23 protein-coding genes and 1 tRNA gene are annotated in these 22063 nt (G+C 73.0%); 11 read left to right on the forward strand and 13 right to left on the reverse strand.

The window, feature by feature from the left end:
• Positions 1–365 precede the first annotated feature (365 nt).
• A tRNA-Met gene (locus tag ACW62_RS06605) sits at positions 366–442 on the reverse strand.
• Positions 443–536: 94 nt separating this feature from the next.
• Here ACW62_RS06605 and ACW62_RS06610 point away from each other — a divergent pair.
• Positions 537–1031 (forward strand): GNAT family N-acetyltransferase, encoded by a 495-nt coding sequence (locus ACW62_RS06610; protein WP_053203580.1) that lies wholly within the window; start codon positions 537–539, stop codon positions 1029–1031.
• A 122-nt stretch (positions 1032–1153) separates the two neighbouring features.
• On the opposite strand, the gene ACW62_RS06615 is transcribed toward ACW62_RS06610, so the two are convergent.
• On the reverse strand, positions 1154–4105 hold the full coding sequence (locus ACW62_RS06615) for a UPF0182 family membrane protein (protein ID WP_053203295.1): 2952 nt from the start codon (positions 4103–4105) through the stop codon (positions 1154–1156).
• A gap of 161 nt (positions 4106–4266) precedes the next feature.
• On the opposite strand from ACW62_RS06615, the gene ACW62_RS06620 reads away from it, so the two are divergent.
• Positions 4267–4794 (forward strand): PPA1309 family protein, encoded by a 528-nt coding sequence (locus tag ACW62_RS06620; protein WP_053203581.1) that lies wholly within the window; start codon positions 4267–4269, stop codon positions 4792–4794.
• Positions 4795–5218: 424 nt separating this feature from the next.
• Here the strand turns inward: ACW62_RS06620 and ACW62_RS06625 are convergent, their stop codons facing one another.
• The 3 genes from ACW62_RS06625 to ACW62_RS06635 form a co-directional block, all read right to left on the reverse strand.
• Complete coding sequence (locus ACW62_RS06625) at positions 5219–6268, reverse strand: YlbL family protein (protein WP_053203296.1); 1050 nt, start codon at positions 6266–6268, stop codon at positions 5219–5221.
• Positions 6269–6456: 188 nt separating this feature from the next.
• The gene (locus ACW62_RS06630; RefSeq protein ID WP_053203297.1) at positions 6457–6879 is read right to left on the reverse strand and encodes a molybdenum cofactor biosynthesis protein MoaE; all 423 of its coding nucleotides are present in this window, start codon (positions 6877–6879) and stop codon (positions 6457–6459) included.
• A 1-nt stretch (position 6880) separates the two neighbouring features.
• A complete protein-coding gene (locus tag ACW62_RS06635; RefSeq protein WP_205629175.1) occupies positions 6881–7987 on the reverse strand; it encodes an NAD-dependent epimerase/dehydratase family protein in 1107 nt (368 codons plus the stop codon).
• Between the two features lie 75 nt (positions 7988–8062).
• On the opposite strand from ACW62_RS06635, the gene ACW62_RS06640 reads away from it, so the two are divergent.
• Together ACW62_RS06640 and ACW62_RS06645 are read left to right on the forward strand one after the other, a co-directional pair.
• Positions 8063–9412 carry a zinc-dependent metalloprotease gene (locus tag ACW62_RS06640; RefSeq protein WP_053203299.1) on the forward strand — a complete coding sequence of 450 codons (1350 nt, stop codon included), beginning with the start codon at positions 8063–8065 and terminating at the stop codon, positions 9410–9412.
• Positions 9412–9966: an NUDIX hydrolase gene (locus ACW62_RS06645; protein WP_053203300.1), complete on the forward strand. Its 555-nt coding sequence runs from the start codon at positions 9412–9414 to the stop codon at positions 9964–9966. Before ACW62_RS06640 ends, ACW62_RS06645 begins: the two co-directional genes overlap by 1 nt.
• A 292-nt stretch (positions 9967–10258) precedes the next feature.
• Here the strand turns inward: ACW62_RS06645 and ACW62_RS06650 are convergent, their stop codons facing one another.
• Both ACW62_RS06650 and ACW62_RS06655 read right to left on the reverse strand, forming a co-directional pair.
• The gene (locus ACW62_RS06650; protein WP_053203301.1) at positions 10259–10822 is read right to left on the reverse strand and encodes a hypothetical protein; all 564 of its coding nucleotides are present in this window, start codon (positions 10820–10822) and stop codon (positions 10259–10261) included.
• Positions 10823–10874: 52 nt separating this feature from the next.
• Positions 10875–11471 carry a M48 metallopeptidase family protein gene (locus ACW62_RS06655; protein WP_205629176.1) on the reverse strand — a complete coding sequence of 199 codons (597 nt, stop codon included), beginning with the start codon at positions 11469–11471 and terminating at the stop codon, positions 10875–10877.
• 614 nt (positions 11472–12085) lie between these two features.
• Here ACW62_RS06655 and ACW62_RS34655 point away from each other — a divergent pair.
• The 3 genes from ACW62_RS34655 to ACW62_RS06665 all read left to right on the forward strand — a co-directional run bounded on the left by ACW62_RS34655 (position 12086) and on the right by ACW62_RS06665 (position 14724).
• Positions 12086–12244: a DUF5679 domain-containing protein gene (locus ACW62_RS34655; RefSeq protein WP_092623275.1), complete on the forward strand. Its 159-nt coding sequence runs from the start codon at positions 12086–12088 to the stop codon at positions 12242–12244.
• A gap of 75 nt (positions 12245–12319) precedes the next feature.
• Positions 12320–13417: a hypothetical protein gene (locus ACW62_RS06660; RefSeq protein ID WP_053203302.1), complete on the forward strand. Its 1098-nt coding sequence runs from the start codon at positions 12320–12322 to the stop codon at positions 13415–13417.
• Positions 13414–14724, forward strand: a complete 1311-nt coding sequence (locus ACW62_RS06665) for an ABC1 kinase family protein (RefSeq protein ID WP_205629177.1) — start codon at positions 13414–13416, stop codon at positions 14722–14724. The genes ACW62_RS06660 and ACW62_RS06665 overlap by 4 nt, the downstream gene beginning before the upstream one ends.
• Positions 14725–14730: 6 nt before the next feature.
• Here the strand turns inward: ACW62_RS06665 and ACW62_RS06670 are convergent, their stop codons facing one another.
• The 5 genes from ACW62_RS06670 to ACW62_RS06685 form a co-directional block, all read right to left on the reverse strand.
• The gene (locus tag ACW62_RS06670) at positions 14731–14907 is read right to left on the reverse strand and encodes a hypothetical protein (RefSeq protein ID WP_205629178.1); all 177 of its coding nucleotides are present in this window, start codon (positions 14905–14907) and stop codon (positions 14731–14733) included.
• A gap of 252 nt (positions 14908–15159) precedes the next feature.
• A complete protein-coding gene (locus ACW62_RS06675) occupies positions 15160–15435 on the reverse strand; it encodes a hypothetical protein (RefSeq protein WP_053203304.1) in 276 nt (91 codons plus the stop codon).
• A 76-nt stretch (positions 15436–15511) separates the two neighbouring features.
• Entirely contained in the window at positions 15512–15787 is a 276-nt protein-coding gene (locus ACW62_RS06680; protein ID WP_083459447.1) for a WhiB family transcriptional regulator, read from the reverse strand.
• Between the two features lie 145 nt (positions 15788–15932).
• Positions 15933–16148, reverse strand: a complete 216-nt coding sequence (locus ACW62_RS33835; protein ID WP_157574457.1) for a hypothetical protein — start codon at positions 16146–16148, stop codon at positions 15933–15935.
• Positions 16149–16269: 121 nt separating this feature from the next.
• Positions 16270–18354 (reverse strand): ATP-dependent DNA helicase UvrD2, encoded by a 2085-nt coding sequence (locus ACW62_RS06685; protein ID WP_053203306.1) that lies wholly within the window; start codon positions 18352–18354, stop codon positions 16270–16272.
• A 114-nt stretch (positions 18355–18468) separates the two neighbouring features.
• Between ACW62_RS06685 and ACW62_RS06690 the strand changes: the two genes are divergently transcribed.
• Positions 18469–18717, forward strand: coding sequence for a mycoredoxin (locus ACW62_RS06690; protein ID WP_053203307.1), 249 nt, complete (start codon positions 18469–18471; stop codon positions 18715–18717).
• Here the strand turns inward: ACW62_RS06690 and nudC are convergent.
• The gene (nudC, locus tag ACW62_RS06695; RefSeq protein ID WP_205629179.1) at positions 18704–19600 is read right to left on the reverse strand and encodes an NAD(+) diphosphatase; all 897 of its coding nucleotides are present in this window, start codon (positions 19598–19600) and stop codon (positions 18704–18706) included. The two genes, ACW62_RS06690 and nudC, sit on opposite strands and share 14 nt — an antisense overlap.
• A gap of 35 nt (positions 19601–19635) precedes the next feature.
• Between nudC and deoD the strand changes: the two genes are divergently transcribed.
• Genes deoD through ACW62_RS06710 form a run of 3 tightly spaced genes read left to right on the forward strand, consistent with a single transcriptional unit; the run spans position 19636 to position 21901 of the window.
• Entirely contained in the window at positions 19636–20340 is a 705-nt protein-coding gene (gene deoD / locus ACW62_RS06700) for a purine-nucleoside phosphorylase (protein WP_053203308.1), read from the forward strand.
• Positions 20337–21320, forward strand: a complete 984-nt coding sequence (locus ACW62_RS06705) for an endonuclease/exonuclease/phosphatase family protein (protein ID WP_053203309.1) — start codon at positions 20337–20339, stop codon at positions 21318–21320. The genes deoD and ACW62_RS06705 overlap by 4 nt, the downstream gene beginning before the upstream one ends.
• Positions 21321–21367: 47 nt before the next feature.
• Positions 21368–21901: a DUF222 domain-containing protein gene (locus tag ACW62_RS06710; RefSeq protein ID WP_053203310.1), complete on the forward strand. Its 534-nt coding sequence runs from the start codon at positions 21368–21370 to the stop codon at positions 21899–21901.
• The last annotated feature ends 162 nt before the right edge of the window (positions 21902–22063 follow it).

The following is a 22063-nucleotide window of genomic DNA, read 5'->3' on the forward strand; positions in this document are numbered from 1 at the left end:
AGACTTTCGAGCCGACCGATCCACCACACCCACGACCGCGTCCGCCGCGACCGGGACTCGACAGCCGGATCCAGCACCCGCGCCACAACGGCACGCTCTACCGCAGCGGGATCGGGAGCACCCACCTACTGGCGCTCGGACCTGCTGTACATCCTGTCGAGGTACGCGAACCGCGAGGCGGGCGACGTCCCCTGGCCCAAGACCTCAACATCCGCATCGTCAACGCCACCGGCGACGTCCTCCGCGGGCTCGGGCTCGATCCCACCCGCACCTACCAGCGCACAGGCCGACCACTCCGGACCGGCCCGCACGTACGAATGGCCCGAACCCATGTGCAGGGTTCGAGCCATTCCGATACTTCACATTGGTAGCGGGGGCAGGATTTGAACCTGCGGCCTCTGGGTTATGAGCCCAGCGAGCTACCGAGCTGCTCCACCCCGCGTCGCTGAAATGAAGTCTACGCGATCGGCTGCGGTGCGCCAAATCGCGTGGACGGCCGCGTCGGGGTGTCGGTGGCCGGCGGGAGAATGTGCGACATGACGGACTTCCAGGTGCGGCCGGCCCGGCCCGACGACCACCCCGCCGTCGCCGCCATCACGGTGGCGGCGTACGACGCCGACGGGTTCCTGGACGGCGACGAGGAGTACGCCGACGAGCTGGCCGACATCGAGCACCGATCGGTGCAGGCGACGCTGCTGGTGGCGGCCGACGCCGACGGGACGGTGCTGGGAGCGGTCACGTTCTGCCGCCCGCCCAGCCCGTATGTCGAGGTGGCGCGGGCCGGCGAGGCGGAGTTCCGCATGCTCGCCGTCGACCCCGCGGCGAGGGGACGCGGCGTCGGCGCGGCGCTCGTACAGGGCTGCCTCGACCTCGCCCGCGAGCACGGCGACCACACGATGGTGCTGTCGTCGCTGCCGCGCATGGTCACCGCGCACCGGCTGTACGAGCGGCTCGGCTTCGTCCGCCTGCCCGAGCGCGACCTCGAGCCGCTGCCCGGGTTCCTGCTACTCGCCTTCCAGCGCGCGGTCTGACGCCCGCACCGGCCGCGTCCCGGAGCAACGCGGCCTGCGCGGCCCGGAACACGGCCTGCGCGGCCCGGAACGCGGACGGAGCCGCCACCCGAGGAACGGGTGACGGCTCCGGCCGGGTGACGCTACTGCCCCGGAGTGGCCCCGGGGGTGGCCCCGCCGGCGCCCTCGCCGCCGGTGAGCGCGTCGGCTGCCGCGATGGCCGCGTCGAGCCGCTCCAGCGCCGCGCCGTACTCCGCCCAGTCGCCGGCGGCCTGCGCGTCGCGGGCCTCCTGCCATGCGACCCGGATGGCCTCGAGCGCCGCGGTGAGGTCGGCCGGCTGCTCCGTCGTCGGCGGCGGCGTCGTCTCGGTGTCGGGCGGCGGGGTCGTCTCGCCGTCGGTCGGCGGTTCCTCCACGACCGGTGGCTCCTCGGTCCCGGCGCCGGCGTTGCCCTCGAAGATCTGGTCGAGCGCGCCCTGCAGGGTGTCGTCGAAGCCGATGCTGTCGCCGAACTGCACCAGGACGCGGCGCAGCAGCGGGTAGGCGGCCTCGCCGGTGGCCCGGGCGACATAGACCGGCTGGACGTACAGCAGACCGCCACCGACCGGCAGCGTCAGCAGGTTGCCCAGCTGGGTCTCGGCGTCGCCGGAGCGCAGCAGCGTCAGCTGCTGGGCGACGTCGGCGTTCGACTCGAAGTCGTTCGCGACCTGGCCCGGACCGTCGATCTGTGTGTTGCTGGGCAGTCTCAGGATCTGCAGATGCCCGTAGTCCTCACTGCGGGCGTCGGCGTTGACGGCCATGAACGCGGCCAGGTTCGGCCGGCCCCGTGGGGTGTACGTGGTGGTCAGCGAGTACATCGGCGCGTCGGCGTTGGGCAGCTTGATGGACTGGTAGTACGGCGGCTGCTTGACGTCGACGTTCGACGACGGGTCGGCCGGGACCACCCAGCGGTCCTGGCCGCCGTAGAACGTCGAGGCCTCGGTGACGTGGTACTGCTCGAGCATGTTGCGCTGCAGCTTGAACAGGTCCTCGGGGTAGCGCAGGTGGTCCATCAGCGGCGTCGGGATCTCCGAGCGCGGCTGCACGGAGTCGGGGAACGCGTTCATCCACGCCTGCAGGACCGGGTCGTCCTCGTCCCACGCGTACAGCGTGACGGTGCCGTCGTACGCGTCGACCGTCGCCTTCACCGAGTTGCGGACGTAGTTGATGAAGTCGTCGGGCTGCGCGGCCAGCGCCGGGCGCGCCGTGCGGGAGTCGCTGGTGGCCTCGCTCAGCGACACCCGCTGGCTGTACGGCAGCGAGTTCAGCGTCGTGTAGCCGTCGAGGATCCAGACGACGCGGCCGTCGACCACCGCCGGGAACGGGTTGGCGTCGACCGTGAGCCACGGCGCGACCTTCTCGACCCGATCGCGCGGGTTGCGTTCGTACAGCAGCCGCGACTCGGAGTTGAGGCGGTCGGACAGCAGGAAGTTGGCCTCCTGGAACCGGGTGGCGTAGAGCAGCTTGTTCCAGAACGAGCCGATCGGGACGCCGCCGTCGCCGTCGTAGGTGTTGCGCCGCTCGCTGCCGGTCTCGGGGTCTTCCGGGATGTCGTACTCGACCGGGTCGGTGCCCTCGGGCGCGCCGACGATGGAGTAGCTGGGCGAGTTCTCACCGAAGTAGACGCGCGGCTCGTACTCGCCGAGGACGCCCTGCGTGGGGATGTCCTCCTCGGCGAAGTTCGGCGACCCGTCGGACTCGCGGGTGTTGCCGTACGCGGCGACGACGCCGAAGCCGTGGGTGTAGACGGTGTGCTCGTTGATCCAGTTGCGCTGCTCGGCCGGGATGCCGTCGGAGTCGACCTCGCGGACGGCGACGACCATGTCCTGCTCGGCCACCACGCCGTCGTCGCCCTCGACCGTGTAGCGGTCGACGTCGAGCGGGTCGCTGAACGTGTAGAAGCCGCGGACCTGCTGCAGCTGCTGGAAGGCCGGCGGGATGACGCTGGGGTCCATCAGCCGGATGCCGGGGATGGTCGCGGAGTCCTGCGCCAGCTGGCCCTCCTGGACCGACGTGGTGGCGCGATACTCCTCGGTCTCGACGTCCTGGATGCCGTAGGCGTTGCGGGTGGCCTCGATGTTGCGGCTGATGTACGGCGCCTCGCGGCTGGCCTCACTCGGCCGGACCTGGAACTGCTGGACGAGGAACGGCCACAGCCCGCCGAGCAGGACCGCCGACAGCACCAGCAGGCCCAGCCCGATGCCCGGCAGCGTCCAGTTGCGCTGCCAGACGTTGACGAAGAACAGGATGGCGCAGATGGACGCGACGAAGACCAGGATCGTCTTGGCCGGCAGCACCGCGTTGACGTCGGTGTACGAGGCGCCGGTGAAGCGGTCGTTGTCCTGGGTGACCAGCGCGTACCGGTCGAGCCAGTACGCCACGGCCTTGAGCAGGACGAACAGCCCGATCAGGACGGACAGGTGGGCCGTGGTGGCGGGGCTGACCTTCTGCCCCGCGGTCTGCAGCCGGATGCCGCCGTAGACGTAGTGGGTGATGGCGGCGACGACCAGGCCCAGCACGACGACCGCGAACCCGAAGCTGACGAGGTAGCGCCACCACGGGTAGTCGAAGGCGAAGAAGCCGAGGTCGAGGCCGAACTGGGCGTCCTTCTGGCCGAACTCGCCGCCGTTGCGCCACAGCAGGAACGTCTGCCAGTGCCCGGCGGCGCTGGCGCCGGCCATGATCGCCAGCAGGATGGCGGCCGCCGTCAGCACCCAGGTACGGACCGGGTCGATGGCGTCGCGGTAGCGGTCGAGGCTCTGCTGCTCGACGCTCATCGGCCGGTAGCGCGGCCGGACGCGGTAGGCGACCATGCCGTTGACGACGACCGCAGCGGCCATGAGCAGCCCGAAGACCAGGAACAACCCGATCCGAGTGACCAGCTGCGTCGTGAACACCTGGGTGAAGTCGACCGACTGGTACCACAGCCTGTCGGTCCAGAATGTCACGACGAGCACGTACGCGGCGATGAGAACGCCGAGCACGATGAGCGTGGGCAGTAGAGCGCGCGACCGTCGTTGCGGCGCGCCGCGGAACGGTCCGGCGGGTCGGGGCATGTCCTGGCTCACCCCTGCAAAACTATCTCACCGGCCCGCGCGGTTCCGACCCGCGGTCGGAACATCGCTGTCAGCGGACGGTTCGGGGCGAACCGTGACCGGTTCGACGCCTGGCCGTGACCGATGTCGAACCGCACCGCCGCGCGTGCGACGATGCGGTCATGAGCACCACCGACGACCAGCCGAGCGCCCTCTACCGCGCGATCGAGGAGATCGAACAGCACGTCCGCGACGACGGCTGGGACCAGCCGGCGCGGCTGTACGCGCTGGCGCCGACGGCCGACCTCATCTCCCGCGAGCCGGCACTGGCCGCCAACATCGGCATCGAGCCCGACGCGCCCGCCGACTCCCTCACGCCGATCGAGCAGGACGTCGCCGGCCGGCCGATCGAGGACCTGCTCCTCGAGATCGCCTGGCCCGACACCGTCAGCGGCTGCGCGCTGGTGCTCGAGCGCATCGTGCTGCCGCCCGGCGCCGAGGAGCAGATGCCCGACGACGACGGACTGGCGGCCCGGTGGGCCCAGCAGCACCCCGACCGCTCCGACGTCCGCGTGGTCGTCGGCGTCCTGCGCGACGGACGGCGCGCGTCGGTGCTGCGCATCCGCGGCCACGAGGCCGACGACGAGCTGGTGCGCGGCGCCGAACTGTCGCCCGAGCTGGGCAACGCACTGGCCGAGACGTTCGGCTGAAGCCGAGGTTCAGCTGCCGCAGCCTGGCCGTTCGACTGCGCCTGGCCGTTCGACGACTGCGCCCTGGATAAGTGAGTCCGATTGATCGGGTGGATCGTTCGCCGTCGTGCGGCGGTTGGCCGTCATGGCCGCAGTGGGCCGTCCCCCTGCTGCCCATTGTCTAGCCGCGCACGCGCGCCTCAAGCGGACTTGTGGGGCGCTTCGCACGGGCGAAGGTCCGAGAGAATGGGCGCCAGGGGACGGCCAACGTGCGGAACCCGGCGAACGGGTCCGGCCAGCCAACGCGAAGCCCGGACCGACCGAGTCGACCGGCGCGAGGACCGGCCGACCGGCCTGACGGGCCGAGCAGCGGCTGCGGCCCCGAGCTTCCCACCCTACGGGCGGGCGCCGACAACGTTCGCGCGCGACGGTCCGTGCGCCGCCGTCAGGTCGGGCAGGTCGGCAGGTCGCCGGTGTCGCCGCCGACGAACGACTCGATGGTGCTGACGGCGTCGTCGAGGGTCTCGATGGGGACCACCTGCATATCGCCGTTGTTGCCGCCGACCGCCTCGTCGCAGTTGCTGGCCGGGGCGAGGAACAGCGCGGCGCCGTCGTGGTTGGCGGCGGCGATCTTCTGCTGGATGCCCCCGATGGGGCCGACCTCGCCGTCGGGGCTGATCTCGCCGGTGCCGGCGACGTGCACGCCGTCGAGCAGCTCGCCCGGGGTGAGGCTGTCGTAGATCGCGACGGCGAAGATCATGCCGGCGCTGGGGCCGCCGATGCGCTCGTCGATGCCGATGGTGATGTCGACCGGCAGGTCGAACCCGAGCGTCGGGCTGAACCCGACCAGCGCGCGGCCGTCGTCCTCGGCGGCGACGGTGGTGATCGCCTCGGTGAGCTGCCGGCCGTCGCGGTCGACGACGAACGAGACGGTGTCGCCGGGCTCGTGCGCGGTGACGGCGTCGACGACGTCCTCGGGGGTGGCGACAGCGGCGCCGTCGACCGAGACCACGATGTCGCCCGGCTCGAGCACGCCGTCGGCCGGCGCGTCGGCGACCACGGCGTCGACGACGACCTTCTCCGGCACGTCGTAGCCGAGCTTGCGCAGCGCGGCGACCTCGGCGTTCTGCTGCGAGTTGGCGAGCATCGCGGCGTTCTGCTGCCGTGACTGCTCGGCCGTGGTGCCCTCGGGGTAGACGAGCTCACGCGGGACGACGGCGCGGTCGGGGTCGAGCCACGCGCGCAACGCCGTCAGCAGGTCGAGGTCGGCGTCGGCGGACGTGACCCCCACCGTGGTGAGGTCGAGCACACCGTCGGTGGGGTACGTCTCGGCGCCGTCGATGCGGATGACCTGCTGGCCGTTCCACTCCCCCAGCGTGTCCTCGACCGGCCCCGGCGAGTACACGACGTAGGGCAGGTGCAGCATGGACGCGACCGCGACGAGCGCGACGATCAGGGCCCCGGCGACGGCGAGCGTCGCGGATCGGCGGGTCATCGGTGTGGGCGGTCCTCACGGTGAACGGGAACGGACACCGTAAGAGTACGTGGTCAGCCTGTGTGTTCGGCGGCAGCGGCGGTCGCCGCGCGGGCGAGTTCGCCGACCCAGAGGCTGCGCCGGACCGGCCGCGCGCCGTCAGCGACGAGCCTTCCTCGTCGCCGGCCAGGCCAGCCTCCGTTCGCGTTTCAGGGTGAGCCGACCCATTCCTCGCTGCCGTCGTCGAAGCGCTGGTGCTTCCAGATCGGGACCTCGCGCTTGAGGTCGTCGATCAGCTGGCGGCAGGCGGCGAACGCCTCCTGGCGGTGATCGGCGGCGGCCGCGACCACGACGGCGACGGCGCCGATGTCGAGGTGGCCGACGCGGTGGACGGCGGCCAGCGCGCGCAGCGGGTGCTCGGCGGCGACCTTCTCGGCCACTGTTCGCAGCGCCTCGGACACCGCGGGGTGCGCCTCGTAGTCGAGGCTGGTGACGCCGCGGCCGTCGTCGGCCTCGCGGACCGTGCCGACGAACACGACGGTGCCGCCGGCGCCGCGGTCGGACACCGCGGCCAGCACCTCGTCGACGGAGAGCGGGTCGGGCCGCACGTCGAGCAGCCGGATGACGTCCATCTCAGCTCCGCTTCCGGCGGCGGGCCTTGCGGACCACGACCGCCGTCCCGAGAATCGCGACGGTGGCGCCGGCGGCGCCGATGGTGGCCGCCGTGGCGGCGTCGCGCTTGCCGATGCGACGTGACGCCAGCGCGTGCCGGCCGCCGACCTCGTCCATCAGCGCACGCAGCGCCGCGGCGTTGTCGTAGCGCGGCTCCCACCCGGCCTTGCGCAGCCGCTCGGCGGCCACCACCCACGGCCGGGTGACGTAGTGCAGCTCGCTGGCCGGCGCCGGGGTGACGCCGAGCCGGTGCAGCCGCTGGGCGGTGCCGAACGCGAACGACGCCGGCAGCTCGATGCGGCTGCGGCCGGACAGCTCCTCGACGCTGGACTGGTCGAGGTGGCCCTCGCTGCCGACGGCGACCGGGCCGGTGACGCCGTGCAGGACGACGTGCTCGAGCGCCGACGCGAGGTCGTCGACGTGGCAGAACTGCCAGGCCGGCTCGCTGCCGCGCACGACCAGCAGCCGCGGCGCCTCGAAGTGGCGGGTCAGGACGGTGTCGATGCCGGGGCCGACGACCGCGGCCGGGCGGACCACCGTCACCGACATGCCGGGGTGCGACCTTGGCGCCCGCGCGCTGAGGTCCTCGATCTCCAGCAGGTCGCTGATGACCGAGCCGTCGGGCTCCGCCCGCAGCGGGGCGTCCTCGTCCAGCGGGACGTCGTTGTCGGGCTGCGCGCCGTAGACCATGGCGCTGGTGAGGACCGCGACGTGCTTCACGCCGGCCGCCGCGGACGCCGTCAGGATGGTCTGGGTGCCGCGCACGTTGCGGTGCGAGCGGACGGCGGGGTCGTCGGTGATGCCGATGTCGACCGCCGCGTGCACCACGGCGTCGACGCCGGCCAGCCGGGTGACGATGGCGGGATCGGTGAGATCCATCACGCGCCACGTGACGCCGTCGACGTCGCCGCGGGAGTCGTCGAGACCCACCACCTCGGCGACGTCGTCGCTGGCGGCCAGCCGTGCGGCCAGCAGGCGGCCGACCCCGGAGGCGGCACCGGTGACCGCGATCACCAGGCCGTCGCCACCGTTGCGCCCAGCGCGAACCCGGCCCGACTGTCTGCGCACGAAATCCCCTTCAACGACTACCGTGGAACGCATGAGGCGCTCCCGAACGCTTCCCATCCTGCCCGAGGCGCTGCCATGAATGATGTCCCCTTCGGTTTCGGTTCTGCTGACGACCCGGACGACAACCGGCCCGAGAAGCCTGGTTCCGGCTCCGGCGGGGCCGGTGGCTCCGGCCCTGACGACCCCCTCGGCGGCCTCTTCGGCATGTTCGGCGCGGGCGGTCCGGGCGGCCCCGGCGGCAACCCCGACCTCGGCGCCATGTTCCAGCAGCTCGGCCAGATGTTCTCCTGGTCCGGCGGGCCGGTGAATTGGGACCTCGCCAACCAGGCCGCGCGCGAGGTCGTCTCGGCCGCCGGCGACCGCTCGGTCAGCGGTTCCGACCGGCGCGAGGTCGACGACGCGTTCCGGCTGGCCGACACCTGGCTCAACGACGCCACCACGTTCCCGTCCACCGGCGGCTCGCCACGCACCTGGAGCCGGGCCGAGTGGGTCGAGGGCACCCACGCCGCCTGGAAGGACCTCGTCGAGCCGCTCGCCGCCCGGGTCTCCGAGGCCATGAGCAAGTCGCTGCCGCCCGAGATCGCGCAGGCCGCCGGCCCGCTGGTCGGCATGATGCAGCAGGTCGGCGTCTCCATGTGGGGCGCGCAGGTGGGCCAGAGCATCGGCAAGCTGGCCGGCGAGGTGGTCGGCTCGGCCGACATCGGCGTGCCGCTGGCCGCCGGGCACCCGGCGCTGCTGCCGGCCAACGTCCGCGCCTTCGGCGAGGGCCTCGGGGTCGACGCCCGCGACGTCCTGCTCTACCTCGCGCTGCGCGAGGCCGCCTACGTCCGCCTGTACGGCCACGCGCCGTGGCTGCGCGCGCACATCGTCGCGCTGGTCGAGGAGTACGCCCGCAACGTCTCCGTCGACACCAGCGCCGTCGAGGAGAAGATGCGCGAGATCGACCCCCAGCGGCCCGAGGCGCTGCAAGAGGCGCTCGAGGGCGGGCTGTTCGACGTCCCGACGACGCCGGAGCAGCAGGCCGCGCTCGACCGCCTCGAGTTGGCGCTGGCCCTCGTCGAGGGCTGGGTCGACGACGTCGTCACGCAGGCCACGGCCGACCGGCTGCCGTCCGCGGCGGCGCTGCGCGAGACCGTCCGCCGGCGGCGCGCGTCCGGCGGGCCGGCCGAGCAGACGTTCGCCACGCTGGTCGGGCTGCAGTTGCGGCCGCGCAAGCTGCGCGAGGCGGCCACGTTCTGGGCGGCGGTCCGCGAGGACCGCGGCGCCGACGGCCGCGACGCCGTCTGGGCGCACCCCGACCTCATGCCCTCGGCCGACGACCTCGCCGACCCCGCCGCCTTCCTCGTCGTCGACCAGTGGGACATGTCCGGGCTCGACGACACTCCCGCCCCGCCCGAGGGCGAGAACGGCGGCAGCCCGTCCTGATGCCGCCCGACCCCCTGCACGCCGACGCCGTCGCCGTGCTGTCGGGGTGGGCCGCGCCGTCGCCCGGCCAGAACGAGCTGCGGCGCTCCTACCTCGACCTGTTGCGGGCCGAGCCCGGCGCGATGCGGCGCTCGTGCGTGCCCGCGCACCTCACCGGCAGCGCACTGATCCTCGACCCCGCCGCCGAGCGGGTGCTGCTGCTCCTGCACGGCCGGGCCGGCCTCTGGCTCCAGGCCGGCGGGCATTGCGAGGACGGCGACGGCTCGCTCGCGGCGACGGCGCTGCGGGAGGCCACGGAGGAGAGCGGGATCGCGGGCCTGGCACTTGGCGGCGGCGGTTCGCCGGTCAAGCTGGACCGGCACCCGGCCCCCTGTCGCCCCGGCGTCGCCGAGTGGCACCTGGACGTGCAGTACCTCGCGGTGGCGCCACCCGGCGCCGTGGCCACGGTCAGCGATGAATCCCGCGACCTCGGCTGGTTCCGCTACGACGACCTCCCGGCGCCGCTCGGTGGCGGGGTCGTGGAGCTGATCGCCGCCGCCCGCGCCGCCCTCTGACGCAGTCCTCCGACGCCGCCCTCTGACACAGCTCTCTGACGCCGCGCCGAGCTGCCCGGCCGTACGGCGGCCGCTCAGCCGCACCGAGCCCCGCCGCCGGGCGGCCGCTCGCTCGTCGTGGCGGCCAGCGCGACGGTGACTGTCGGTGCCCGCCCATAGGGTGGGAAGCCCTCCCAGCCGGGCGGGGTCCCACTCAGGTCGTACGAGCTGAAACGCGCGACCGGCGCGGCGCCCGGTCACCCGCGGGACGTCGTCCGCGCCCGGTCACCCGCGGGACGTCGTCCGCGCCCGGTCACCCGCGCGCCGGCGCCTGCTGACCCGTGCCCGCGCCGGAGCTCGCACCCGTCGTCCGGCGGCTGGGTCGCAGCGCCTCGACGGTGATCCGGCCGCGCCGCACGCCGCTGCGGGAATCCAGCCAGGCGTCCAGGAACCGCCAGACGGCGGCGGCCTCGGCGGTCTCGCCGCCGACGACCGCGGCGATGACGCTGACGTGGGCGTCGCGCAGCCCGGCGGCCAGGGCGCGGTCGCGGCGGCCGCACCGGGAGCGGACCCGGGCGATCCGTTCGCCGAGATCCACGAACAGCCGCGCCTCGGCCTCGGTCAGCCGGCGCGCGCCGCCAGGCACCCACGGGCCGTCGGCGGGAGCCGGGGCCGACGTCGACGCCACGCGCATGACCAGCTCACGCAGCGATTCGACCGCCTCGACCAGGCCCTGCCGCGAGCTGTGCCGGGACTGCAGCCAGAAGGCCAGCAGCGCGGCGAGGAACGTCGCCGGAACAGCGAGCGCTCCGGTCAGCAACGCGTCCCAGGTGATGGTGCCGGTCGGGATGCCCACGAACGCCTGCGTCGATGTCACCGCAGGACGGTACCCAGGATGCACCACGAATCCACCCGAATCGGGCAGCGAGTCAGGCGGCGTCGCCCTCGTCGCCGGACGCATCGGGCGACGACCCGTCCTCGTCGGACTCGTTGTCCTCGGCGGATTCGTCGTCCTCGCCAGCCGGGGCCGCGCCGGCCGCGTGGCTGTAGCCGTCGAGGAAGCCGCGTGCCCGCTCGGCCCGCGGGTACGCCCCGACCAGCGCCCAGAACTCCGGCCCGTGGTCGTTGACCAGCAGGTGCGCCAGCTCGTGCACCAGGACGTAGTCGATGACCCAGGTCGGCAGGCCCTGCAGCCGGCTGGACAGCCGGATCGAGCCGTCGCTGGGTGTGCACGAGCCCCAGCGGGCCCGCTGGGTGGAGCTCCACCGCACGCTGCTCGGCACCGCCCGGCCACCGAGGTGTTTGCGCGACAGGTCGCCGGCCCGGGCCAGCAGCGCTTCGTCGCTGGGACGGCGCCGCTTCTCCTGGGCCGCCAGCCGGTCGAGCATGACCTGGACCCAGCGGCGTTCCTCGGCCTTGCTGAGGCGCGACGGGAGACACACGACGATGCGGCCGTTCTCGCGGAACGCCGTGACCGTACGCCGGCGGCGCAGCGAGCGCCGTATCTCGACGTCCGGTGCCTCCATGGTTGCACCGTAAACCCAACGGCGGGCGAATGCGTGGATGCAATGTGGATAACCGGTCGAGATCGCCGCCTACGAGGCCAATGCCCGGCTCCGCCACGTTCCTCGGTGCGACGTCGGCCACACTTTCTTCGTACACATGTGGTGGATTGTGTTTGCCCAGCTCAGAGACGCTGACGATGTTGACCCTCCGGGTTGTCAACACACTGCGCACCGGTGGTCCACAAGTACCCCGGTAGTCCTGCACAGGTCGTCCACAGAGTTATCCACAGCCTTGGGATGATCCACCGCCGTTCCCGTTGCCGCCACCTCGGGATCGCCGTACGTTCACTGACATGTCCGGCGGCTCGAATCCCTTGCACACCACACTTCGCACGGGCCGCCCGATCTCGCTCGGTGGGATCTCGGAAAACGATGACACCTTCACCTTCGGTGAGGGCGCGCGTTCGGGGAAGATGCGCGCCCGTCAACGGAACTGAGATCCCGCCGAGCGCATTCTCGCTCGTCATTTCTGCCTCGAAGGATCCGCCGGCTGGCGTAATGTGTCGGCTCAACCACACGGGGGACGCGGCTGACCTGCTGCTTCCGCTCCTGCAACGAGGAAAGGAAGGCCACGAATGGCTGAGACGTACACGGGGGAGTTCTACTGCGTGAAGTGCAAGGAGAAGCGCGAGGCCACCGGCGACATCGTCGTCAACGACAAGGGCACTCGCATGGCGAAGGCCACCTGCCCGGTCTGTTCGACCAATCTGAACCGCATCCTCGGGCGCGTCTGAGGCCGGCCGGGCCCGCGCTCGCGGGCCTGTGGACAGCGGAACGCACGGCGGCGCCGAAACCGGCAGGATGCCGCTGTGCGTCCGATCCTCCATCCCGCGTTGAGCCGCACCTGGCGTGACGAGTCCACCCTGCAGGTGGGCGCGACGCCGCTGCTCGCGCTGGTGGTGGGCGGGCTGAGCCGGCCCGAGCGGGCCGTCGTCGAGGCGATGACCGGCGACGCCGACCTCGCGGCGCTGCGGGAGCTGGCGGCGGAGGTCGGCCTCGGCCGGTCCGCCGCCGACCATCTCACCGAGCTGCTGCTGGCGGCCGGCGCCGTCATCGACGGCGACCGGCTCGGGCCCGGCGACCGCCCCGGCGGCCGGACGAGCGGCCGGACGGACGACCGGCCGGACGACTCCCGTCGGCAGCCCGACCGGTCCAGCGCCGCGCTGCTGTCCCGGACGGCGGCCGGCGGCGGCGACGTGCTGGCCGTCCGGTCCCGGCAGCGGGTCGACGTGCACGGCGCCGGGCGGGTCGGCGCGCAGATCGCGCGGCTGCTGGCGGCGGCCGGGGTGGGGACGGTCGCGGTGCTCGACGGTCATCCCGTCCGCCCGGCCGACGTCAGCCCCGGCGGCCACCCGCCCGACGCCGTCGGCGCGCCCCGGCGCCGTTCGCTGGCCGCGCTGCTCCCCGCCGACGCGGGCGACGAACCCGGCGCCGGTCACCGCCGGCCCGCGATCCCGAGCCTGACCGTCCTCGCGCCGAGCGGCGGCACCGGCCGCGAGGAGGCCGCCGAGCTGGTGCGGCAGGGCATCCCGCACCTGCTCGCCCAGGTCGTCGAGGTCACCGGGGTGGTCGGGCCGCTGGTGCTGCCGGGCCGGTCGTCGTGCCTGCGTTGCCTCGACCTCCACCGCACCGCCCGCGACCCGCACTGGCCGCTCGTCCTCGACCAAGCGCTGCGCCGTCCGCCACCCGAGCCGGCCTGCGACGCCGCGCTGGCCGCCGTCGTCGCCGGGCTGGCCGCCACCCAGGCGCTGGCCTGCCTCGACGGTTTCACGCCGGCGGCGGTCGACGGCACCATCGAGATGACGCTGCCCTCGGGGCTGCCGCGGCGCCGGAGTTGGACCCGTCATCCCCGCTGTGGATGCGGTTGGGCCATTCGGGAGGAGGACGCGGCACAATGGGAGACGTGAGCGATCTGCCACGCAATGCCGTGAACCGCGCCTTCAAGCTCGCGTCACTGCCGCTCGGGCTGGCCGGGCGGGCGACGATGGGACTGGGCCGGCGGCTGAGCGGCGCCTCGGCCGAGTCCGTCAGCGCCGACCTGCAGCAGCGCACGGCCGAACACGTCTTCCGGGTGCTCGGCGAGCTCAAGGGCGGCGCCATGAAGTTCGGGCAGACGCTGTCCGTGCTCGAGGCCGGCATCCCGGAGGAGCTGGCCGCGCCCTACCGCGCCACGCTCACCAAGCTGCAGGAGTCCGCGCCGCCGATGAAGGCCGCCACGGTGCATGGCGTGCTCGCCGCCGACCTCGGCGCCGACTGGCGCGACCGCTTCCGGTCCTTCGACGACTCCCCCGCCGCGTCGGCGTCCATCGGCCAGGTGCACAAGGCCGTGTGGCACGACGGCCGCACGGTCGCCGTCAAGATCCAGTATCCCGGGGCCGGCGACGCGCTGCGCTCCGACCTGCGCCAGGTCGCCCGGCTGGGCCGCTCCATCGGCGCCCTGGTGCCCGGCATGGACGCGAAGGCGCTGGTCGAGGAGCTGCACGACCGCATGGTCGAGGAGCTCGACTACCGCATGGAGGCCGACGCGCAGGACGGGTTCGCGCTCGCCTACGGCGACGACCCCGAGTTCGCGGTGCCGCGGCTGGTCGAGGGCGCCGAGCACGTGCTGGTGTCCGAATGGCTCGACGGCCTGCCGCTGTCGAAGGTCATCGCCGACGGCAGCAAGGAAGAGCGCGACCACGCCGGGCTGCTCTACGTCCGGTTCCTGTTCTCCGGACCGGCCCGGGCCGGCCTGCTGCACGCCGACCCGCACCCGGGCAACTACCGGGTCACGGCCGACGGCCGGCTCGGCGTGCTCGACTTCGGCGCGGTCGCGCGGCTGCCCGAGGGCCTGCCGCCGTCGATCGGTCAGCTCATGCGCCGCGCGCTGGCCGGCGAGGCCGACGAGATGCTCGACGGCCTGCGCGAAGAGGGCTTCGTCAAGGCGCACATCGACCTCGACCCCGAAGGTCTCTACGACTACCTGTCGCCGTTCCTCGAACCGGCCATGGTCGACCGGTTCCACTTCAACCGGCCGTGGATGCGCGAGCAGTTCGCCCGCATCAACGACCCCCGCCGGCCCGGCTACTCCATCGGGCTCAAGCTGAACCTGCCGCCGTCATACCTGCTCATCCACCGGGTCTGGATCGGCGGCATCGGCGTGCTGTCGCAACTCGACTGCGAGGCGCCGTTCCGCGCGGAGCTCGAGCGCTGGCTGCCCGGCTTCAGCGCCTGAGCGGCGTCACCACCAGGCGCCGTCGAGGCGCGCCTCGATCGAGCGCAGGTTGTCGCGGGCACAGCGGTCGCAGTAGTAGAGGGTCCGGTCGCGTTCCACGCTGCTGACCCACGTCAGCGGCGGCTCCTCGGCGGTCGTCCCACAGAGTGCGCACGTCACCGGAACCGATCTGTCTTCAGGCACGCGGGTCTCACCTAGCGTCGTCATCGTTGGTCCCCCCATTGAGCCGAGGCATCCGCGCCCCGGCCAGACATCGTCGATTGCCGCGACGGCCCACCGCAACGACTGGTACTGACCACTTCGGACAACACGACGACCCCGCACCGCCGTGCGGCGGTGCGGGGTCGTTCGGACGATCGACAACTTGCTCGGACGACGCACGACGGACGCTCACGAGGACACGGCCCGTCATCGGACGGACCCGGCCTCACCCGGTCAGTAGGTGCGGCTGCGCAGGGCGACGGCCGCGGCAGCCAGGTTCCTGGCTCGCTGCGCCGCCCGGGCGGCCCGCCGGTCCATCCGGCGGGCGGCCAGCACGCGACGTACTCGTCGCTCTCGCAACGCCCGTTCGCGCTGCTCCGTACAGTGAGCCCGCGCGAGGGCTTCGTTCATGAGATGCATCTCGGTGCTCCTGAAGTCTCGGTTCACGCTGGTATCGGTGGCCTGCGGGTCGTCGGGGTTGGCCGCATCGGGCCGGAGCGTCATGGTCATGTCGTCGTCCTTTCATCGGGGTCATCGGTCGTCGGCAGGTGCCGTTGGTGCCCGGTCGCGGTGTGCGCTGGTCTCGCTACGCCGCGATCTCGTTCTTACGGGGACGGCCACGCGGACGCTTGCGCGCCACGATGGCTCCGGAGACGAAGAGCTCTCCGCCCCACACGCCCCAGGGCTCGGCCCGGTCCATCGCACCGGCGAGGCACTGCTCCAGTACGGGGCACTCGCGGCACAACTGCTTGGCGTGTTCGACGTCAGCCGGCGACTCGGCGAACCACAGCTCCGGGTCCTTCTTGCACGGCATGGACTCGTCGGCCGCTACGGCCCGATCGAGAACGCTGGTCAGCATCATGAGTTCGGTCACCTCCCTTCCACGTGAGTCGGTTCTGGGCAAACCCTGTTCGGTTTGGGCAAACCCTGTTCGGTTTGGGCAAACAAAAAGGCCGCGGATCCCGGGTGGGGAGTCCGCGGCCTCGGAGGCGCCGGTCTGGTCATGGCTAGACCGGTGGACTCCAAGTGCGGACACGCACGCCCTGCTTGACCCCATCGACGAGGTGCGTCGTGTTGCCTGCCTGCGGACGCACTTCTCCTGTCTGCGGGGCGGTGACGGGCGCGATCATGCGCTCCCAGGAGCTCAGGGAGACGCCACGGAAGGAAGGCGCATAGGCGAAGCCGACACCGCTCTGCAACGGGTTCAAGGTCGTGTTCTCCATCGGGCGTCCTCCTTTCGGCGTCGATCCCGAGCCGGGCCTTCCGACTCGTGGGCACGTCGTATCGCAACGCGCCCGGCAATGCTAATGCGGGTCGCGTGTAAGGGGCAACCCATTTTTACGGTCATTCTTCGACGACTTCGCGGCACAGCTCCAGGACGTCGGCGCCGTAGCGCTCCAGCTTGGTGCGGCCGACCCCCGGGATGGCGGACAGCTGGGTCTCGTTGACCGGCGTGGACTCGGCGATCGCGACCAGCGTGGCGTCGGTGAACACGACGTAGGCCGGCACCTTCTGCTCCTGCGACCGTTCCAGCCGCCAGGCGCGCAACCGCTCGAACAACGCCTCGTCCATGGACGACGGGCAGCTGCCGCACCGGCCGAGCTTGCGGTCGACGGCGTCGACCAGCGGTGCGCCGCAGACCCGGCACCGCGCCGGCGCCCCGGACTTGCGGCCGCGGCCGGTGCCGCGCTCGGGACGGTGGTCGCTGCGGGCGGCGCCGCCGGGGCGGACGCCGTCGAGGAACCGGCTGGGCCGCCGGTTGCCGCGGCCGCCGGGCTGGCGGGCCAGCGACCACGACACGGACAGGTGCTCGCGGGCCCGGGTGACGCCGACGTAGAGCAGCCTGCGCTCCTCCTCGATCTGCGCGGGCGTCTCGGCGTAGCTCAGCGGCAGCGTGCCCTCGTGGCAGCCGACGATGAAGACGGCGTCCCACTCGAGGCCCTTGGCGGAGTGCAACGAGGAGAGCGTGACGCCGTCGGCCGTCGGGGCGTGCTGGGCCGCGGCCCGCGCCTCCAACTCGTCGACGACATCGGCCAGGCTGGCGCCGGGCTTGGCCGCGACGACCTCCTCGGCCAGCGACACCAGCGCCGCCAGTGACTCCCACCGCTCGCGGGCCGCACCGCCGCCGGCCGGCGGGGTGGGCGACCAGCCGGCCGTGGAGAGGATGGCGGACGTGGCCGCGGCGGCGTCGGGGGCGTCGGGCACGCCGTCGGTGGTGCGGACGGCGGCGCGCAGCAGCATGGCCGCCTGGCGCACCTCGCCGCGGTCGAAGAACCGCTCGGCGCCACGGACGACGTAGGTGACGCCGGCGTCGGCCAGCGCCTGTTCGTACGCCTCGGACTGCGCGTTGACCCGGAACAGCACCGCGATCTCGCGCTGCTGCGTGCCGTTGGCGACCAGCTTCGCGATCTGCGCGGCCACCCACGCGGCCTCGGCCAGCTCGTCGCTGTGCTCGACGAACGCAGGCTTCGGGCCGGCCGGGCGCTGCGCCTCGAGGACGACGCCCTGGTGCGCCTCGCGGGCGGCGCGGAGCACGGCGTTGGCGACGCCGACCACCTCGGGCGTGGACCGGTAGTCGCGGAACAGCCGCACGACGGTGGCGCCGGGGAAGCGCTGCGGGAACCCGACGAGGTAGTCGGGCTGGGCGCCGGCGAAGGAGTAGATGGTCTGAGCGGGGTCGCCGACGACGCAGACGTCGGTGCGCTCGCCCATCCAGAGGTCGAGCAGCTTCTGTTGCACCGGCGAGACGTCCTGGTACTCGTCGACCACGAAGTGGTGGTACTGCGACCGGACCTGCTGGGCGACGCCCGGGTGCCCGGACAGCAGGCCGACGGCGGCGAGCAGGATGTCTTCCATGTCGAGGACGTTGCGGTCGGTCTTGAGGTCCTCGTAGGCGGCGTAGACCTTGGCGACGGACTCGGGGTCGACGTTGCCGACCTCACGGTGCGCGGCCGCGGCGGCGGTGACGTACGACTCGGGCAGCACGTTGCTGACCTTGGCCCACTCGATCTCGGAGGCGAGGTCGCGCAGCACCGTGCGGTCGGTGGGCACCCGGCAACGCGACGCCGCCGAGCCGACGATGGGCAGCTTGCTCCGGCTGATCTCGGGGAGGTCGGCCCCGGTGATCTGCGGCCAGAAGTAGCGGGCCTGGCGCAGCGCCGCGGAGTGGAACGTGCGGGCCTGGACGCCCTCGGCGCCGAGCGAGCGCAACCGCCCGCGCATCTCGCCGGCCGCCCGGGTGGTGAACGTGACGGCGAGCGTGCGGCGTGGGTCGAAGGCGCCGCTGTGCACGCCGTGGGCGATGCGGTGGGTGATGGCACGGGTCTTGCCGGTGCCGGCGCCGGCGATGACGCAGACCGGCCCGCTGAGCGCGGAGGCGACCGCTCGCTGCTCGGGATCGAGGCCGGCGAGGACGTCGGGTACGCGCATCGCCCCATCCTCGCAGCCGGTACCGACAGGATGCGAGGCGCCACGGAACAATCCGGGCGACCGGCCGTGTTGGAGTAGCTGATACGGCAACTAAGTCTGAGGAGCGGAGCGTCGATGTCCCGGTTCACCATGTACAGCACCACCTGGTGTGGCTACTGCTTCCGGCTCAAGACGGCGCTCACCCGCGACGGCATCACGTTCGACGAGGTCGACATCGAGACCGACCCGACGTCCGCCGACCTCGTCATGAGCCTGAACGGCGGCAACGCGGTGGTGCCGACGCTGGTGTTCGCCGACGGCAGCGCGCTGACCAACCCGAGCCCGTCAGAGGTCAAGGAGAAGCTGACCGCTATCGCCGGCTGACCTCGTCCGGCAGCGGCGCGCCGTACCAGCCCTCGACCAGCTTCCGGGCGATCGAGATGCCGCTCGGCGGCAGCACGTCGCCGTCGCGCATCGCCGCGGTCAGCTCGTCGCGGCTGAACCAGCGCGCCTCGGCGATCTCCTCGCCGTCCGGCACGGGCTCCTCGCCGGCCGCCGTCGCGTAGTAGCCGAGCATGAGGCTGGACGGGAACGGCCACGGCTGCGCGCCCGCGTAGCGACACGACGTGATGCGCACGCCGACCTCCTCGTACAGCTCGCGGACGACCGCGTGCTCCGGCGTCTCCCCCGGCTCGACGAAGCCGGCCAGCGTCGAGAACCGGCGCCCCGGCCAGGCCGCCGAGCGGCCGAGCAGGCAGCGCTCCTTCTCGTCGACCACCAGCACGATGACGGCGGGGTCGGTGCGCGGGAAATGCTGCGACCCGTCAGCCTCGCAGACCCGGACGTGCCCGCCCTGCTCCGCCCGGGTGGGCGCGCCGCAGCGCGGGCAGAACCGGTGCGTCGCGTGCCAGTTGGCCAGCGCGACGGCGTGCACGGCCAGCCCGGCGTCGCGGTCGCCGAGCACCGCGCCGACCTCGCGCAGCGTCGCGCCGCCGTCCGGTTTCTCCGCCACGTGGACGGCGACGTAGGCGACGTCGCCGTCGAGGCCGAGCAGGAAGCGGTCGCCGTCAGGGGCGTCGGCCGGCGCGACGAAGCGCAGCCCGCCGTCGTCGACCGGCACCGTCCCCTCGCCGACCAGCAGCACCCGAGTGCGGCCGTCGGCCCACAGCGCGTCGACCCATGCGGCGTCCAGGCGGCGATCGGCGGCGCGATCGACGGTGGAGCGCGAGAGGGCGAGGGGTCCGGGCAAGACGTAGGCCTCATGCACGACCCACGACCCTACGCCGGATACCGTGTGCACTCGTGAGCACCCACATTGCCGCCGCGCCGGGCGAGATCGCCGAGACCGTCCTGCTGCCGGGCGACCCGCTCCGCGCCGAGTGGATCGCCAAGACGTACCTCGACGACGTCACCTGCTACTCGCAGGTCCGCAACATGCTCGGCTTCACCGGCACCTACCGGGGGCAGCGCATCTCGGTCCAGGGCACCGGCATGGGCCAGCCGTCCATCTCCATCTACGTGCACGAACTGCTGGCCGAGTACGGCGCGAAGACGCTGGTCCGGGTCGGGTCGTGCGGCGGGCTGCTGGCCGACGTCGCCATCCGGGACCTCGTCATCGGCATCTCCGCGGCCACCGAGTCGTCGATGAACGCGCTGCGCTTCGAGGGCTTCCACTACGCCCCGACTGCGGACTTCTCGCTGGTGCGGGCCTACGTCGAGAAGGCCGAGGCGGCCGGCGCGCGGTACCACGTCGGGCAGATCTTCAGCACCGATTCCTTCTACCACGACCGTCCCGAGCTGCGGGACCGCCTGACGCAGTACGGCGTCCTGGCGGTCGAGATGGAGGCGGCCGCCCTCTACACGCTGGCCGCGAAGTTCGGCGCGCGGGCCGTGGCCGTCTGCACGGTCAGCGACAACCTCGTCACCGGCGAGGAGACGTCCGCCGAGGAGCGCGAGCGGACGTTCGCGGAGATGGTCGAACTGGCGCTGGACTCCGTCTCGGCGTGACCCCACGCCGCTGGGCGGCGGTCTGCGGGCCGGCGGCCGCGCTGCTCGCGGTCGTCGTCGTGTGGCCGCAGGCGTTCGGGTCGTCCGGCGCCTACGGCCCGGCCCAGGTGGTGGCGCTGCGCGGCCTGACGGTGGCTGCCGGCGTCGTCGCGACGGTGCTGGTCGCGGTGCTGGCGGTGACGATCCGGCGGGCGCGGTGGCCGCTGGCGGCCGTCGCCGGGGTGGTCGCGGCGGCGACGGTGTTCTCGGCCGGCGTGCTGCTGTCGCGCGGGCTGTCGTCCGACGCCGTCCCCGCCGAGGCGCCCGGCGAGGTGCGGGTGCTGGCGTTCAACACGCTCTACGACGGCGCCGGACCGCGGGTGGTCGCGGACCTGGTGACGGCGACCGGCGCCGACGTCGTCGTGCTGCCGGAGACGTCGCGCGAGACGACCGCGCGGGCCGCCGAGCTGGCCGGCGGCGGCTTCCAGGTCCTCCACCACCAGGTCGACGCCGGCATCACGTCGGCGACGGGGCTGCTGGTGGCGTCGTCGCTGGGGACGTACGGCGAGCCGCGGCCGGACCCGTCCAGCGGGCTGGGCTCGTTCACCGTCCGGCCGACCGCCGGGTCGGACGGCCCGCCGATCACCGCCGTCCACGCCTGGCCACCCACCGCCGACGCGATGTCCCGCTGGCGCTCCGACACGGAGTGGGCGGTGCGGCGCTGCCGGGACGACGAGGGCGCGATCGTCGCCGGCGACTTCAACGCGACGCTGGACCATCCGGCGCTGCGGTCGCCGGGCCCGTGCGCCGACGCCGCCGGGTCGCGCTCGGCTGCGGGGACCGGCACCTGGCCGGCCGGCTGGCCGTCGTGGGCCGGCACGCCGATCGACCACGTCCTGGCCGACGCCCGTACCTGGGACGTCGTGTCGTTCAGCGTGCTCGACGCGACCGGCGGCAGCGACCACCGGCCGGTGCTGGCCGTCCTGCGTCCAACCGGATAGCGGACTTCCGGTCGCGTCTTCGAACATCTGTGCGATAGTGTGCGGCCATGACGCGCCCCGGAGATCACCCCAGTGCGGCCTGGGCCGGCCTCGCGCCCGGCACCGTGCTCAACGCCGTTCTCGAAACGTTCGAGCCACCCGCGCTGTCCCGGCGCGAGCTGCCCCGGGTCGCGGCCGCCTACCAACGTCAGGGCGCCCACCTCGACGCCATGCAGGCGCGCATCATCGCCGAGCTGGCCGGCCGGGCCGACCCACCCGGCGGCCCGGCCACCGCCGTCACCATCGCCGAGGCGCTGCATCTCGAGCTCGACGCCGCCACCGAACTGGTTTCGCTCGCCGTCGACCTCGTCAACGGCCTGCCCGCCACGCTCGCCGCCCTCGACGACGGCCGCATCACGCTGCCCAAGGCGCGGCTCATCGCCCAGCGCACCCGCCGGCTCGGCCCGGCCACCCGCGCCGCGGTCGAAGCGGTCGCGCTGGCCCGCGCACCGCAGCTCACCGAATCCCAGGTGCGCCGCTGGCTCGACGACGCCATGACCCCCGGCAACGGCGAGAACGGCGCGGACCGCGCCTCGTCCTGACCCGCCCGCCCCGGCCACGAGGCGCGGCCCCGATCCGTGCGGCCGGGCGCCGTAGGTCGGCTCCTGGTCTGCCGACCAGCACGTGCTGGGTCTGAGGCGCGCGAAACGACCGAATCCGGCCCGAGAACGCGCCCCAGACCCAGGACGCGCCCCAGACCCAGG

The sequence above is a fragment of the Jiangella muralis genome (assembly GCF_001270745.1).
GTDB lineage: Bacteria > Actinomycetota > Actinomycetes > Jiangellales > Jiangellaceae > Jiangella > Jiangella muralis.

Coding starts and splice junctions, on each gene's coding strand:
- ACW62_RS06610 (WP_053203580.1), top strand. CDS start 537: ATGACGGACTTCCAGGTGCGGCCGGCCCGGCCCGACGACCACCCCGCC.
- ACW62_RS06615 (WP_053203295.1), bottom strand. CDS start 4,105: ATGCCCCGACCCGCCGGACCGTTCCGCGGCGCGCCGCAACGACGGTCG.
- ACW62_RS06620 (WP_053203581.1), top strand. CDS start 4,267: ATGAGCACCACCGACGACCAGCCGAGCGCCCTCTACCGCGCGATCGAG.
- ACW62_RS06625 (WP_053203296.1), bottom strand. CDS start 6,268: ATGACCCGCCGATCCGCGACGCTCGCCGTCGCCGGGGCCCTGATCGTC.
- ACW62_RS06630 (WP_053203297.1), bottom strand. CDS start 6,879: ATGGACGTCATCCGGCTGCTCGACGTGCGGCCCGACCCGCTCTCCGTC.
- ACW62_RS06640 (WP_053203299.1), top strand. CDS start 8,063: ATGAATGATGTCCCCTTCGGTTTCGGTTCTGCTGACGACCCGGACGAC.
- ACW62_RS06645 (WP_053203300.1), top strand. CDS start 9,412: ATGCCGCCCGACCCCCTGCACGCCGACGCCGTCGCCGTGCTGTCGGGG.
- ACW62_RS06655 (WP_205629176.1), bottom strand. CDS start 11,471: ATGGAGGCACCGGACGTCGAGATACGGCGCTCGCTGCGCCGCCGGCGT.
- ACW62_RS34655 (WP_092623275.1), top strand. CDS start 12,086: ATGGCTGAGACGTACACGGGGGAGTTCTACTGCGTGAAGTGCAAGGAG.
- ACW62_RS06675 (WP_053203304.1), bottom strand. CDS start 15,435: ATGACCATGACGCTCCGGCCCGATGCGGCCAACCCCGACGACCCGCAG.
- ACW62_RS06680 (WP_083459447.1), bottom strand. CDS start 15,787: ATGATGCTGACCAGCGTTCTCGATCGGGCCGTAGCGGCCGACGAGTCC.
- ACW62_RS33835 (WP_157574457.1), bottom strand. CDS start 16,148: ATGGAGAACACGACCTTGAACCCGTTGCAGAGCGGTGTCGGCTTCGCC.
- ACW62_RS06685 (WP_053203306.1), bottom strand. CDS start 18,354: ATGCGCGTACCCGACGTCCTCGCCGGCCTCGATCCCGAGCAGCGAGCG.
- ACW62_RS06690 (WP_053203307.1), top strand. CDS start 18,469: ATGTCCCGGTTCACCATGTACAGCACCACCTGGTGTGGCTACTGCTTC.
- ACW62_RS06710 (WP_053203310.1), top strand. CDS start 21,368: ATGACGCGCCCCGGAGATCACCCCAGTGCGGCCTGGGCCGGCCTCGCG.